The sequence below is a fragment of the Pseudomonas sp. NPDC089752 genome, from assembly GCF_044748725.1.
Taxonomy (GTDB): domain Bacteria; phylum Pseudomonadota; class Gammaproteobacteria; order Pseudomonadales; family Pseudomonadaceae; genus Aquipseudomonas.
This window is the reverse complement of sequence record NZ_JBIVGP010000007.1, coordinates 156,246-169,388: the sequence shown is the minus strand read 5'-3', so window position 1 is coordinate 169,388 and position 13,143 is coordinate 156,246. Positions and strand designations below refer to the sequence as shown.

The 13,143-nt window shown below is 63.3% G+C and carries 13 protein-coding genes; 8 read left to right on the top strand and 5 right to left on the bottom strand.

The window, feature by feature from the left end:
• Positions 1–28 precede the first annotated feature (28 nt).
• Positions 29–916, bottom strand: coding sequence for an acyl-CoA dehydrogenase (locus ACIPZF_RS13925; protein WP_400800115.1), 888 nt, complete (start codon positions 914–916; stop codon positions 29–31).
• Positions 917–1,061: 145 nt separating this feature from the next.
• Here ACIPZF_RS13925 and olsB point away from each other — a divergent pair, with 145 nt between their 5' ends.
• Together olsB and ACIPZF_RS13915 are read left to right on the top strand one after the other, a co-directional pair.
• Positions 1,062–1,817 carry an L-ornithine N(alpha)-acyltransferase gene (olsB, locus tag ACIPZF_RS13920; RefSeq protein ID WP_400800112.1) on the top strand — a complete coding sequence of 252 codons (756 nt, stop codon included), beginning with the start codon at positions 1,062–1,064 and terminating at the stop codon, positions 1,815–1,817.
• Positions 1,817–2,605 (top strand): lysophospholipid acyltransferase family protein, encoded by a 789-nt coding sequence (locus ACIPZF_RS13915; protein WP_400800109.1) that lies wholly within the window; start codon positions 1,817–1,819, stop codon positions 2,603–2,605. Before olsB ends, ACIPZF_RS13915 begins: the two co-directional genes overlap by 1 nt.
• A gap of 107 nt (positions 2,606–2,712) precedes the next feature.
• Here the strand turns inward: ACIPZF_RS13915 and ACIPZF_RS13910 are convergent, their stop codons facing one another.
• The gene (locus ACIPZF_RS13910) at positions 2,713–3,294 is read right to left on the bottom strand and encodes an ACP phosphodiesterase (protein WP_400800107.1); all 582 of its coding nucleotides are present in this window, start codon (positions 3,292–3,294) and stop codon (positions 2,713–2,715) included.
• A gap of 153 nt (positions 3,295–3,447) precedes the next feature.
• Between ACIPZF_RS13910 and ACIPZF_RS13905 the strand changes: the two genes are divergently transcribed.
• A complete protein-coding gene (locus tag ACIPZF_RS13905; RefSeq protein WP_400800104.1) occupies positions 3,448–3,750 on the top strand; it encodes an ArsR/SmtB family transcription factor in 303 nt (100 codons plus the stop codon).
• A 17-nt stretch (positions 3,751–3,767) separates the two neighbouring features.
• The gene (locus ACIPZF_RS13900) at positions 3,768–4,817 is read left to right on the top strand and encodes an alkene reductase (RefSeq protein ID WP_400800101.1); all 1,050 of its coding nucleotides are present in this window, start codon (positions 3,768–3,770) and stop codon (positions 4,815–4,817) included.
• 159 nt (positions 4,818–4,976) lie between these two features.
• Here the strand turns inward: ACIPZF_RS13900 and ACIPZF_RS13895 are convergent, their stop codons facing one another.
• From ACIPZF_RS13895 to ACIPZF_RS13885, 3 genes are all read right to left on the bottom strand, one after another.
• A complete protein-coding gene (locus tag ACIPZF_RS13895) occupies positions 4,977–5,807 on the bottom strand; it encodes an ATPase (protein ID WP_400800098.1) in 831 nt (276 codons plus the stop codon).
• 87 nt (positions 5,808–5,894) lie between these two features.
• On the bottom strand, positions 5,895–6,890 hold the full coding sequence (locus ACIPZF_RS13890; protein WP_400800095.1) for an NAD-dependent epimerase/dehydratase family protein: 996 nt from the start codon (positions 6,888–6,890) through the stop codon (positions 5,895–5,897).
• 46 nt (positions 6,891–6,936) lie between these two features.
• Positions 6,937–7,827: a LysR family transcriptional regulator ArgP gene (locus ACIPZF_RS13885; RefSeq protein WP_400800092.1), complete on the bottom strand. Its 891-nt coding sequence runs from the start codon at positions 7,825–7,827 to the stop codon at positions 6,937–6,939.
• An 89-nt stretch (positions 7,828–7,916) separates the two neighbouring features.
• Here ACIPZF_RS13885 and ACIPZF_RS13880 point away from each other — a divergent pair, with 89 nt between their 5' ends.
• The 4 genes from ACIPZF_RS13880 to ACIPZF_RS13865 all read left to right on the top strand — a co-directional run bounded on the left by ACIPZF_RS13880 (position 7,917) and on the right by ACIPZF_RS13865 (position 13,073).
• The gene (locus tag ACIPZF_RS13880; RefSeq protein ID WP_400800089.1) at positions 7,917–8,516 is read left to right on the top strand and encodes a LysE/ArgO family amino acid transporter; all 600 of its coding nucleotides are present in this window, start codon (positions 7,917–7,919) and stop codon (positions 8,514–8,516) included.
• Between the two features lie 192 nt (positions 8,517–8,708).
• The gene (locus ACIPZF_RS13875) at positions 8,709–9,305 is read left to right on the top strand and encodes a superoxide dismutase (protein ID WP_012312902.1); all 597 of its coding nucleotides are present in this window, start codon (positions 8,709–8,711) and stop codon (positions 9,303–9,305) included.
• A gap of 258 nt (positions 9,306–9,563) precedes the next feature.
• Positions 9,564–11,615 carry a putative bifunctional diguanylate cyclase/phosphodiesterase gene (locus ACIPZF_RS13870; protein WP_400800087.1) on the top strand — a complete coding sequence of 684 codons (2,052 nt, stop codon included), beginning with the start codon at positions 9,564–9,566 and terminating at the stop codon, positions 11,613–11,615.
• A gap of 120 nt (positions 11,616–11,735) precedes the next feature.
• Complete coding sequence (locus ACIPZF_RS13865; RefSeq protein WP_400800085.1) at positions 11,736–13,073, top strand: imelysin family protein; 1,338 nt, start codon at positions 11,736–11,738, stop codon at positions 13,071–13,073.
• The last annotated feature ends 70 nt before the right edge of the window (positions 13,074–13,143 follow it).

The following is a 13,143-nucleotide window of genomic DNA, read 5'->3' as shown; positions in this document are numbered from 1 at the left end:
CATAGGTGCTGCCGATGCTGGCAGGCGTTCATGACAATCCGGCAGCACTCCAGGCCTTGGCCAAGCGTTTTTCCCGCGCTGCGCCAGCCAGCGCCATCACCCCCTGATCCCGCTGCCAGAGCTGTGCCCACTGTGCCGGCCCCGCCGCCAGCGCCTGGTCTATCGGCCCCTTGAGGTCGTGAAACTGTGCGAACAGACCGCCCAACAGCAAGTGGCAACCCACGCTATCGGCACATTGGCGGCTAGCCTCGGCGCACCCCGCCAGCACGCCGAGCAGGCGCAGGCGCAACTGCTGCGGCCAGCCGCACTCCTGCCCCACCCCGTACAGCCAAGCCACCATCGCCGCCAGCACGTACAGGTCTTCCAGCGAACGGAACGGTTTGACGTATGCGTCCCAGCCATCGCCGGCCAGCAGCTCGCAGGCCGCCTGCTGCAGGTGCAGGCGGCCGTGGCCGACCTCGGGCATCACCGGCAGGGTCGGCAAAGGCTCCAGGGCCACCCCATGCTCGCCTGGGTAGACCACTGCCAAATTCAGCCGTGGCGCTTCACCCCGCCCCTCGCTGCGCGCCGCCACCAGCAGCCATTCGGCATCGAGCCCTGCTGTGACGAAGTCCTTGCTGCCGGTCAGGCGCAGCCCCTCCAGGCGGGTTTGCATGTCCGCCGGGCGCACGCTGCGCCGCTCCGTTGCACACAGCGCGCCGAGGCTGGCCGGGGCGCTGGGCCAGAGCATGCGCAAGGCGGCCTGGTAGCCGATGAGAAACGCCAGCCCGGGGGTGGCCATGGCGCGCCCGCCGAGCACCGCCAGTTCAAATGGGGTGACTGCGCCCAGGTGCTCGAGCTGCGCGGCATAGGCTTCGCCCAGAGTGCCAGCCAGGGGCTGGCGGAGGGGATCGTTGAGTCGTTGCAACCAGGCCATCGGACGCTCCTCGAAGGGCTGTTGTGGGGTGTCACGCAAGCATCACCAAAGATTCACAGGGGTGACACCGCGCCTACCTAGGCTGACTTTGCACAACAAAGCCGACCGGCCGCAACCCTTCATGGCTGGCTTATGGAGACTCGCAATGACTCGGATCGCTCGCTCTGGCGACAACAGCACTGAACGCCGTCTGCAAGCCGAGCGCCTGGTCGGCGCTGTGGCCCTGCAGGAAGCACAGGCCCTGCGCTACAAGGTGTTCAGCGCAGAATTCAAGGCCAAGCTCAAAGGCGCCGACCAGGGCCTTGATATGGACGATTACGATGTCCACTGCCAACACATCGGCGTTCGCGACTTGAGCACCGGCGAACTGGTCGCCACCACCCGCCTGCTCGACCACCAGGCCGCCAGCAGCCTGGGGCGCTTCTACAGCGAAGAAGAATTCAGCCTGCATGGCCTGCTACAACTGCAGGGCCCGATCCTCGAACTGGGCCGCACCTGCGTCGCCGCCGAGTACCGCAACGGTGGCACCATTGCCGTGCTCTGGGGCGAGTTGGCCGAGGTGCTCAACGAAGGCCGCTACAGCTACCTGATGGGCTGCGCCAGCATCCCCATGCAGGACGGTGGTGTGCAAGCCCACGCGATCATGCAGCGCCTGCGCGAGCGCTACCTGTGCACCGAACACCTGCGCGCCGAACCGAAAAAACCGTTGCCGAGCCTGGCCCTGCCCGGCAACGTCATCGCCGAAATGCCACCGCTGCTCAAGGCCTACATGCGCCTGGGCGCGAAGATCTGTGGCGAGCCGTGCTGGGACGAAGACTTCCAGGTCGCCGATGTGTTCATCCTGCTCAAGCGCGACGACCTTTGCCCGCGCTACGCCCGCCACTTCAAGGCGGCGGTCTGATGCCCAAGCTGCGGGTGTGCGCCCGCCTCGCAAGGCTGTTGCTGGTGCTTTTGTTCGGCATGCTCATGGCCAGCGTGATCGCCTGTGGTGAACGCCTGGGCCTGAAGGCGTCCAGCGAACGCCGCCAGCGCTGGACCTGCCTGTTCATGAAACGCCTGGTCGCTGCGCTGCCCTTCGAGGTGCGGGTGATCGGCGAGTTGCCCAAACGGCCGATGCTGTGGGTCAGCAATCATGTCTCCTGGACCGATATCCCACTGCTCGGCATGTTGCTGCCGTTGTCGTTTCTGTCCAAGGCCGAAGTGCGCCATTGGCCGGTGGCCGGCTGGCTGGCGGAAAAGGCCGGTACATTGTTCATTCGCCGCGGTGGCGGCGACGCCCAGCGTCTTCGCGAGCAGATCAGCGAACAACTGAACGACGCCCGGCCGCTGTTGATCTTCCCTGAAGGCACCACGACCAATGGGCGGCAACTGCGCACGTTCCATGGTCGGTTGCTGGCCGGTGCAATCGATAAGGGTGTGGCGGTGCAACCGGTGGCCATTCAATATTCGCGCAATGGCGAGGCGGATCCGATTGCTCCGTTCATTGGCGATGATGATCTCGTATCGCACTTGATGCGCCTGTTCGCTGAACCTCGGGGTGAGGTTTGCATTCAGCTGTTGCAGCCGATCTGCAGCGTGGAAAAGGAACGTGCGGTGTTGGCGTTTCAGGCGCAGCAGGCCATTCACATGGCGCTGTTCGGGGTTGATGAGGTTGAATTGGCACCACGCCGGCAGGCTCGGGCTGCTTGATTTTTTGGCTGTCTGTTCTGGCCCTTCGCGGCTGAAGCCGCTCCAGGATGGTGGGCACCTGCAGGAGCGGCTTCAGCCGCGAAGGGCCGGCACGCACACCACATTGCTCAAGTAGAAGCCCTCTGCTCAGCGGCAAACACCTGCAGCTGCGGATAGAACTCACGAAAATCCGCCAGCAGCGGTTCATACAACCGCTCCAACTCCCCCATCACCCCAACCATCCCCTCGGGCCGCGACAAACGCCGCCCGATACCGTTGAACACTTGCTCCAGCGTGGCGAAATCGCCATACGCCCCCAGCCAGTCATCCGCTGCCATGAACGGCGCAATCCGCGCCAGCCGCCCTGGCAATTCCGGCTCTGCCAGCAGCACGCGATAGAACGCCCCGGTGAACTGCGCCAGCGGCTGTTCGGCATAGTCACCCCAATGCCGTGCCAGGCAATGGTCGAAGAACACGTCCAGCACGATCCCCGCATATCGTCGGCGCTCACGGGGAAACCGCGCCAGCGCCGCCAGCACCAACGGGTGCCGATCGGTATAACTGTCGATATGCCGGTGCAGGCGGATTGCCGCTTCCAGTTCCGGCGCAAAGCGCCCTTCCAGCGAACCCTTGACGAAATCGCCATACAGGCTGCCGAGCAGTTGTTGCGGCGCGGGGCCGCCCAGGTGCAGGTGTGCAAGGTAGTTCATGGCACCAGTCTAGCACCCGGCAACAGCATATCGTTGTAACGCGATATAGCGATTCGTGCTCAGCTCAGAACCTCTTCATATTTCTATATCGCCAAAGTCCGATTTATATTTCGTCCCATCGCGATATACCGCTACACCACGAGCCTGATAACCATGCCTCTCGACCTCGACGAAATAATAAAAGCCCTGGCCCACCCAGTCCGCCGAGAAATCCTCCACTGGCTGAAAGACCCGGCAGCGCACTTCCCCGCCCAGCACCACAGCCTTGAGAACGGCGTGTGTGCCGGGCAGATCGATCAACGCTGCGGTCTGTCCCAGTCGACCGTCTCGGCCCACCTGGCAACTTTGCAGCGCGCCGGGTTGATCAGCAGCCAGAAAGTCGGCCAGTGGCACTTCTTCAAACGTAACGAAGCCGCCATCCAGGCATTCCTCGAACAACTGCGCCAAGCACTCTGACAAAGCAGGTAAACCTTATGACCACGCTTTTCGATCCGATCACCCTGGGCGACGTGCAACTGCCCAACCGCATCATCATGGCCCCGCTGACCCGCTGCCGCGCCGATGAAGGGCGCATTCCCAACGCGCTGATGGCCGAGTACTACGTGCAGCGCGCCAGCGCCGGGCTGATCCTCAGCGAAGCGACCTCGGTGACGCCAATGGGCGTCGGTTATCCCGACACGCCTGGCATCTGGAATGATCAGCAAGTACGCGGCTGGAACAACATCACCAAAGCCGTGCACGGTGCTGGCGGGCGGATCTTCCTGCAACTCTGGCATGTAGGGCGCATCTCGCACCCTAGCTACCTGAACGGCGAGCTGCCCGTGGCGCCCAGCGCCATCCAGCCCAAAGGCCATGTCAGCCTGGTGCGCCCGATCACCGAGTACCCCACCCCACGCGCCTTGGAAACCGAAGAAATCGCCGACATCGTCGAGGCTTACCGCAGCGGCGCCGAGAACGCCAAGGCTGCCGGTTTCGATGGCGTGGAAATACATGGTGCCAACGGCTACCTGCTCGACCAGTTCCTGCAGAGCAGCACCAACCAGCGCACCGACCGCTACGGTGGCTCGCTGGAAAACCGCGCTCGCCTGCTGCTGGAAGTGACTGACGTGGCCATCGAGGTGTGGGGCGCAGGCCGCGTCGGCGTGCACCTGGCGCCGCGTGCCGACTCCCATGACATGGGCGACGCCGACCGCGCCGAGACGTTCAGCTATGTGGCACGAGAACTGGGCAAACGCGGCATCGCCTTCATCTGCTCGCGGGAAAAGGAGGCTGACGACAGCATCGGGTCGTTGATCAAAGAAGCCTTCGGCGGCCCTTACATCGTCAACGAACGTTTCGACAAAGCCAGCGCGAATGCAGCATTGGCCAGCGGTAAGGCCGATGCGGTGGCGTTTGGCGTGCCGTTCATTGCCAACCCGGATTTGCCGGCGCGGCTGGCGGCGGATGCGCCGTTGAACCAGGCACATCCGGAAACCTTCTATGCCAAGGGGCCGGTGGGCTACATCGATTATCCGCGGTTGTAATCGAGTAGCGAGCAACCTGTAGGAGCGGATTCATCCGCGAAGCAGGCACCGCGGTGTATGGCACGGGCTACGCCCGTGTTCGCGGCTAAAGCCGCTCCCACAGCTCAATCCGCGCAGCTTTTTAAGTCTTGTGGAAGACAGTTGCTCCCACAGAGGTTCTCATCTGCTAGGCCTTGCGTTGATCTGCTGCTGCAGGTTCTGGATCTGGCTCTGCAGGGTATTCAGGTTACGCGTAGTCTGCCCACGAAACGCATCGAACTCCTGCACCGAAGCACCACTGGCCGCCGCCGCCGGGCGATTCTCCACCTGGCTCTTCAACACCAACAAGTCTTGCTCAAGGCTCTCGATGGCCGCTTTGGGGTTGCCCTGCTTCTTCAGCGCTGCCACCTCGTCGCTCAGGCTCTTGAGTTGCCCGTCGAGCTTGCCGCCGTCCACCTGGCCCGACTTCAGTGCCGCCAGCTCGCTGTTGACGGCCTTCAATTGCGCCTGTAATTGAGTCTGCAGTTCAGTCACGGCTTTCTGCTGCTCGCGGGTATCGGCCAGCACCTGCTCCAGACGCTTGCCCAAATCCCCCGCCTGCCCGGCCACGCCCTGCTGTTGCTTGCCCTGTTCGGCCAGGCTGGCCTGCAACTGGCGAATCTGCAGCTTCAGGGCCTCGCTGCCGGTGGTGCTCGTGGACTCACTGGCCTCGACCTTGCCGCTGATCGCCTGCAGGCGACCCGCCGCTTCTTCGCTGATGCGGGCGAAGCTTTCCTGGGTGGCCACCAACTGCTGCTCCATCAGCGAAATCTGCTGAAAACTCCACCAGCCAAGCCCGGCCAGAGCAATGAACGAGGCGCCGAGCAGCGCCCACAGCGGCCCAGTGCTGGCCGGTTTGGCGGCCTTCTGCCGGTTGCGCGACACGCGTGCAGGCAGAAGCTCATCATCATCAGGGGTACCGGCCCGCAGGGCTGGCACATCATCAAAATCGTCGTGGGCATCGTTGCGCATGGATGGTTTCAACCGCAGTAATAGCAAAGAGGCATGATTATAAACCGCTAACGCGGCGCACTGATGACCATCATCCCTGCGCCAGGTTCACTGGCCCAGTGGCTGGTGCTTCCACCAGGCGCAGAATTCATCCAGCGCCGTCCACAGGCTGACCTTGGGCTGGTAATCCAGGTATTGTCGTGCACGGCTGATGTCCAAGGTGAAATCGCGGCTCATCACCTGCATGCCCAGGCGCGACAGTGTCGGTTGCGGCCGCCCGGGCCAGAGCATGCAGGCTGCCTCGTTCAGCGCGGCCACACTGTAGGCCAGGCCATAGGACCGGTAGCGGGTGACCTGCGGCAGCTGCATCTGACGCATCACGTAGTTGACCACATCCCACAGCGGCAGCGGCTGGCCGTTGCTGATGTTGTAGGCCTGGCCCAGGGCGCGGTCATCGGCGAACAGCGCACTGAGCAGCGCTTCGTTGAGGTTGTGCACGCTGGTGAAGTCGACCTTGTTGAGGCCATTGCCGATGATCGCCACGCGGCCCTTGCGCTGCATCTGCATCAAGCGTGGGAAAATGCTGGCATCACCGGCGCCGGTGACGAAACGCGGGCGCAGCGCCAAGACTTCAAGGCCGAACTCCTGGGCACCGAAGACTTTCTGCTCGGCCAGGTACTTGGTCTGCCCATAGTGGTCGTGAAAACGGCGCGGCACCTGGTCTTCGCGGATATCCAGACGCGAGCGGCCATTGAAGTAGATCGACGGCGATGACAGGTGCACCAGGCGCCGCACATGCTCCTTCAGGCACCCTTCGACGACGTTCTCGGTGACCGCCACATTGCCTTGATAAAAGTCCTGGTAGCGCCCCCAGTTGCCTACCGCGCCAGCGCAATGCACCACCGCCTCGACGCCCTGACACAAGCGCCGGGCCAGTTCGGCATCGCCCAGGTCGCCGGGGATAAACTGCGCACCGCGCTTGACCAGGTGCTCGACGCCCTCGGCGCGTCGGCCGCTGACCCGCACATCCAGGCCCTGCTCCAGGGCAAAGCGTGCAAAGCGCCCACCGATGAAGCCGCTCGCGCCCGTGACCAGAATTCGCATGTAACACTCCGCCTCAGATTTCAGATGCAACAGACGCCAGCCGCCGTTACAACGGCACCAGCCAATGCCGTGCCGTGTGCCGCAGGTGTTCGGTCAGTTGCGCGAGCAGTTGCCCGCCATTGCGCCAATGATGCCAGTACAGCGGCACATCGATAGGGGTATCGGCAGATATTTCCACCAGTTTGCCGTCCGCCAGCTGTTCGCGCGCCTGCAACTCGGGCACCAGGCCCCAACCCAGGCCAGCTTCGGTCATGCGTAGGAAACCTTCGGACGACGGGCAGAGATGATGCAGGAAACCCTCCTCGATCCCCAGCGACGCCAGGTAACGGTGCTGCAGGAAATCGTCCGGGCCATAGACAATGGCCGGCGTGCGCGCCAGGCGCCTGGCGTCGAACCCCTGCGGGAAATACCGCGCCATGAACGCCGGGCTGGCCAGCGCCCGATAGCGCATGGCGCCCAGCGGCAGGCTGCGCGCGCCAGCCACTGGCCGCTCGCTGCCACACAGGCAGGCCGCCACTTCACCGGCGCGCATGCGCTTGAGGCCGACCTCCTGATCTTCCACCACCAGATCGGTGAGCAATTGATGTTCGGCGCAGAAGGTGCCCACCGCACCCGCCCACCAGGTGGCCAGGCTGTCGGCGTTGAGCGCGATGCGCAGGCGCTCCGGCATGCCCTCCTCGTCCAGTGCCGGCACCTGGCGCTGCAGGTCACGTTCGAGCAGGCGCACCTGCTGCACATGGTTGAGCAACTGGCGGCCGACTTCGGTCGGGCTCGGCGGCGTGGCGCGCACCAACACTGGCTGGCCGACCCGCGCCTCCAGCAGCTTGATGCGCTGGGAAATGGCCGATTGCGACAGCCCCAAAACCTGCGCGCCTCGCTCGAAACCACCTTGCTCGATCACCGCCGCCAGGGCAGCAAGCAGCTTGTAGTCGAACATCGATTTTCCTAATGATGGATGAGCTTTATTGGTTTTTCTTATACATCGCCGATCTTCACAATAGCTAGCATCTTTAGGGAGTATGTGCCATGTGGCAAAGCTATCTGAACGGCATGCTGGTCGCCTTCGGCCTGATCATGGCCATCGGCGCGCAAAACGCCTTCGTCCTGGCGCAAAGCCTGCGCCGTGAACATCATCTGCCGGTGGCAGCGCTGTGCATCGTCTGCGATGCGCTGTTGGTGGCGGCCGGGGTATTCGGCCTGGCCACGGTGCTGGCGCACAACCCGACGCTGCTGGCGATCGCCCGCTGGGGTGGCGCGGTGTTCCTGATCTGGTACGGCGCCAAGGCGCTGCGCAGCGCTTGCTCCAAACAGAGCCTGCAACACCAGGAAGGCCAGGGCGTGCGCTCGCGGCGCGCGGTGCTGCTCAGCGCGCTGGCGGTGACCTTGCTCAACCCGCACGTCTACCTCGACACGGTGTTGCTGATCGGTTCGCTCGGCGCCCAGCAGAGCGTCCCTGGCGCCTACGTGGCCGGTGCCGCCAGTGCCTCGCTGGTGTGGTTCTCGACCCTGGCGATCGGTGCCGCGTGGCTCGCACCGTGGCTGGCGCGCCCGGCCACCTGGCGCATGCTCGACCTGATGGTCGCGGTGATGATGTTCGCCGTGGCAGCGCAGCTGATCTTCAATTGAAGGCCGCCGGTCGGCGCCGGCCAACCGCTCTGGAACCTCTATTCCCTATCTTTGTTGCGTGGTTATGCGCCGGGGCTGGTGCTATGATCCAGCCCTTGCGTCGCAAAGAGTACAAACTCGCCGACGCACATAGGGCCGCCCGTGATCGGCCCTGCGCAAACCGCGAACTAGACCTGAATCAGGAGATCCACCATGGCTTTTGAATTGCCGCCGCTGCCGTACGCCCACGATGCCCTGCAGCCGCACATCTCCAAGGAAACCCTGGAGTATCACCACGACAAGCACCACAACACCTATGTCGTGAACCTGAACAACCTGGTCCCAGGCACCGAATTCGAAGGCAAGACCCTGGAAGAGATCGTCAAGAGCTCTTCGGGCGGCATCTTCAACAACGCCGCTCAGGTCTGGAACCACACCTTCTACTGGAACTGCCTGTCGCCAAACGGCGGTGGCCAGCCTACCGGTGCCCTGGCAGAAGCCATCAACGCCGCCTTCGGTTCCTTCGACAAGTTCAAGGAAGAGTTCACCAAGACTTCGGTTGGCACCTTCGGTTCCGGCTGGGGCTGGCTGGTGAAGAAGGCCGACGGTTCCCTGGCCCTGGCCAGCACCATCGGCGCCGGCTGCCCGCTGACCAGCGGCGACACCCCGCTGCTGACCTGCGACGTCTGGGAACACGCCTACTACATCGACTACCGCAACCTGCGTCCGAAGTACGTCGAGGCGTTCTGGAACCTGGTCAACTGGGCCTTCGTTGCCGAACAGTTCGAAGGCAAGACCTTCAAGGCCTGAGTACTCATGCCTTGAACAGAAAACCCGGCCATGTGCCGGGTTTTTTTGTGCGGTTTGGATCCAATATTCAGTTTTTTGCGCGGCTCTTGCTCAGCCCGTATAGCGCGCTAACATCAAACGTCTGGACGTTCGCTACAGCGCACTCAAGTTGCAGGGTCAAGCAACCGATACACTGCTCAGGACAGCCCTACCGGCCAATAGTGTATTGCCAACGTTAATGGCAAAATGATGCCATGCGCATGGATTAAGGAAACCCCATTGAAGCTGGAATTGCGGAACAGCTTATCGGTCAAGTTGCTCAGGGTCGTGCTGCTTTCGGCGCTGGCGGTCGGCGTCGTCCTCAGTTGCGCGCAGATCGTCTACGACACCTACAAGACCCGCCAGACCGTCAACAATGACGCCCAGCGCATCCTCGACATGTTCCGCGATCCTTCTACCCAGGCGGTGTACAGCCTCGACCGGGAAATGGGCATGCAGGTGATGGAAGGGCTGTTCCAGGACGGATCGGTGCGCCAGGCGTCCATCGGCCATCCCAACGAAACCATGCTGGCAGAAAAGTCCCGGCCGCTGCAGGATGCGTCCATGCGTTGGCTGACCGACCTGATTCTCGGCCAGGAACGCACCTACACCACGCAATTGGTCGGCCGTGGCCCCTACAGCGAGTACTACGGCGACCTGAGCATCACCCTCGACACCGCGTCCTATGGCGAAGGTTTCCTGATCAACGCCATCATCATCTTCATCTCCGGCGTGCTGCGCGCGCTGGCCATGGGGTTGGTGCTGTATCTGGTCTATCACTGGCTGCTGACCAAGCCGCTGTCGAAGATCATCGAACACCTCACCCAGATCAACCCCGACCGCCCCAGCCAGCACCAGATCCCGCTGCTCAAGGGCCACGAGAAAAACGAGCTGGGCATCTGGGTCAACACGGCCAACCAACTGCTGGCCTCCATCGAGCGCAATACTCACCTGCGCCATGAGGCCGAAAACAGCTTGCAGCGCATGGCCCAGTACGACTTTCTGACCGGGCTGCCGAACCGCCAGCAACTGCAGGAGCAGCTGGACAAGATCCTGGTCGACGGCGGCCGCCTGCAGCACCGCGTCGCCGTATTGTGCGTAGGCCTGGACGACTTCAAGGGCATCAACGAACAATTCAGCTACCAGGTCGGCGACCAGCTGCTGCTGGCCCTGGCCGACCGCCTGCGGGCGCACAGTGGCAGGCTGGGCGCACTGGCCCGCCTGGGCGGCGATCAGTTCGCCCTGGTCCAGGCCAATATCGAGCAACCCTACGAGGCTGCGGAGCTGGCCCAGAGCATTCTCGACGACCTGGAAGTGCCGTTCGGTCTGGACCATCAGCAGATTCGCCTGCGCGCCACGATCGGCATCACCCTGTTCCCCGAAGACGGCGACAGCACCGAAAAACTCCTGCAAAAAGCCGAGCAGACCATGACCCTGGCCAAGGCCCGCTCGCGCAACCGCTATCAGTTCTACATCGCCAGCGTCGACAGCGAGATGCGCCGCCGCCGCGAGCTGGAAAAAGACCTGCGCGAAGCGCTCGGGCGCAACCAGCTGTACCTGGTCTACCAGCCGCAGATCAGCTACCGCGACCACCGCGTGGTAGGGGTCGAAGCCCTGCTGCGCTGGCAGCACCCGGAGCTGGGCATGGTCCCGCCGGACCAGTTCATCCCGCTGGCCGAGCAGAACGGCTACATCATCACCATTGGCGAGTGGGTGCTCGACCAGGCCTGCCGGCAACTGCGCGAATGGCACGACCTGGGCTTCAGCGAACTGCGCATGGCGGTCAACCTGTCCACCGTGCAGCTGCACCACAACGAACTGCCGCGCGTGGTCAACAACCTGCTGCAAGCCTACCGCCTGCCGCCGCGCAGCCTGGAACTGGAAGTCACCGAAACCGGCCTGATGGAGGACATCACCACCGCCGCCCAGCACCTGCTGAGCCTGCGCCGCTCCGGGGCGATGATCGCCATCGACGACTTCGGCACCGGCTATTCGTCGCTGAGCTACCTCAAATCGCTACCGCTGGACAAGATCAAGATCGACAAGAGCTTCGTCCAGGACCTGCTCGACGACGACGACGATGCCACCATCGTTCGGGCGATCATCCAGCTCGGCAAGAGCCTGGGCATGCAGGTGATCGCCGAGGGTGTGGAAACCGCCGAGCAGGAGACCTACATCATCGCTCAGGGTTGCCACGAAGGTCAGGGTTACCACTACAGCAAGCCGCTGTCGGCCCGCGAGCTGACCAGTTTCCTGCGCCAGGCCCAGCGTAACCAGGTCACCGCACTGTAGTGGCGCATTTACATGAATTGCGTGCTGGCCCCTTTACAGCAAATGCAAATCTTTCGCATGATGTTGCGGTTTCACGTGCCACGGCGCACTGTCCAACTCCACGACGCAGGGAACCCAATAATGATTCGAATGCCTCTGGCCTCCGCCAGTCTGCTGGCCATCGCCATCGCTCTCGCCGGCTGTGGTGAAAGCAAGGACGACAAGGCTGCTGCTCCGCAAGCTCAGGCACCTGCTGCCGCCAGCACCACCGCCGCGGCGCCTGGGGCTGTCGACGAAGCGGCCGGCAAGGCCGTGGTCAAGCATTACGCCGAGATGGTCTACGCCGTGTACAGCGACTCGCTGAGCACCGCCAAGACCCTGCAAACCGCCATCGACGCATTCCTCGCAACGCCCAACGACGACACCCTGAAAGCCGCCAAGGCTGCCTGGGCCGCCGCACGCGTTCCGTATCTGCAGAGCGAAGCCTTCCGCTTCGGCAACACCATCATCGACGACTGGGAAGGCCAGGTGAACGCCTGGCCCCTGGACGAAGGCCTGATCGACTACGTCGACAAGAGCTACGAGCACGCCCTGGGCAACCCGGCGGCCAGCGCCAACATCATCGCCAACACCGAGATCCAGGTCGGCGAAGAGAAGGTCGACGTCAAGGACATCACCGCCGAGAAGCTGGCCAGCCTGAACGAACTGGGCGGTTCCGAAGCCAACGTCGCCACCGGCTACCACGCCATCGAATTCCTGCTCTGGGGCCAGGACCTCAACGGCACCGGCCCAGGCGCGGGCAACCGCCCAGCTTCCGATTACCTCGAAGGCAATGGCGCCACCGGCGGCCACAACGACCGTCGCCGTGCCTACCTGAAGTCGGTCACCGAGCTGCTGGTCAAGGACCTCGAAGAGATGGTCGGCAACTGGGCGCCGAACGTCGCCGACAACTACCGCGCCACCCTGGAAGCCGAGCCTGTCACCGACGGCCTGCGCAAGATGCTGTTCGGCATGGGCAGCCTGTCGCTGGGCGAACTGGCCGGCGAGCGCATGAAGGTTTCGCTGGAAGCCAACTCGCCGGAAGACGAGCAGGACTGCTTCAGCGACAACACCCACTACTCGCACTTCTACGACGCCAAGGGTATCCGCAACGTCTACCTGGGCGAGTACACCCGCACCGACGGCACCAAGCTGACCGGCCCGAGCCTGTCGTCGCTGGTGGCCAAGGCCGACCCTGCCGCCGACGCCACCCTCAAGGCCGACCTGGAAGCCACCGAGGCGAAGATCCAGGTCATGGTCGACCACGCGCTCAAGGGCGAGCACTACGACCAGCTGATCGCCCCCGACAACGCTGCCGGCAACCAGATCGTGCGTGATGCCATTGCATCGCTGGTCAAGCAGACTGGTGCGATCGAGCAAGCTGCGGGCAAGCTGGGCATTGCCAACCTGAACCCGGACACTGCTGATCACGAGTTCTGATTCAGCGGTTATGGTGTTTTGAGAGAGGCGGCCTTCGGGTCGCCTTTTTTGTTTGTCAGTCGCGGCCTCT

What these genes read in the sequence shown, in the direction of transcription:
- ACIPZF_RS13925 (WP_400800115.1), bottom strand. Translation starts at nt 916, where the DNA reads ATGGCCTGGTTGCAACGACTCAACGATCCCCTCCGCCAGCCCCTGGCT.
- olsB (WP_400800112.1), top strand. Translation starts at nt 1,062, where the DNA reads ATGACTCGGATCGCTCGCTCTGGCGACAACAGCACTGAACGCCGTCTG.
- ACIPZF_RS13915 (WP_400800109.1), top strand. Translation starts at nt 1,817, where the DNA reads ATGCCCAAGCTGCGGGTGTGCGCCCGCCTCGCAAGGCTGTTGCTGGTG.
- ACIPZF_RS13910 (WP_400800107.1), bottom strand. Translation starts at nt 3,294, where the DNA reads ATGAACTACCTTGCACACCTGCACCTGGGCGGCCCCGCGCCGCAACAA.
- ACIPZF_RS13905 (WP_400800104.1), top strand. Translation starts at nt 3,448, where the DNA reads ATGCCTCTCGACCTCGACGAAATAATAAAAGCCCTGGCCCACCCAGTC.
- ACIPZF_RS13900 (WP_400800101.1), top strand. Translation starts at nt 3,768, where the DNA reads ATGACCACGCTTTTCGATCCGATCACCCTGGGCGACGTGCAACTGCCC.
- ACIPZF_RS13895 (WP_400800098.1), bottom strand. Translation starts at nt 5,807, where the DNA reads ATGCGCAACGATGCCCACGACGATTTTGATGATGTGCCAGCCCTGCGG.
- ACIPZF_RS13890 (WP_400800095.1), bottom strand. Translation starts at nt 6,890, where the DNA reads ATGCGAATTCTGGTCACGGGCGCGAGCGGCTTCATCGGTGGGCGCTTT.
- ACIPZF_RS13885 (WP_400800092.1), bottom strand. Translation starts at nt 7,827, where the DNA reads ATGTTCGACTACAAGCTGCTTGCTGCCCTGGCGGCGGTGATCGAGCAA.
- ACIPZF_RS13880 (WP_400800089.1), top strand. Translation starts at nt 7,917, where the DNA reads ATGTGGCAAAGCTATCTGAACGGCATGCTGGTCGCCTTCGGCCTGATC.
- ACIPZF_RS13875 (WP_012312902.1), top strand. Translation starts at nt 8,709, where the DNA reads ATGGCTTTTGAATTGCCGCCGCTGCCGTACGCCCACGATGCCCTGCAG.
- ACIPZF_RS13865 (WP_400800085.1), top strand. Translation starts at nt 11,736, where the DNA reads ATGATTCGAATGCCTCTGGCCTCCGCCAGTCTGCTGGCCATCGCCATC.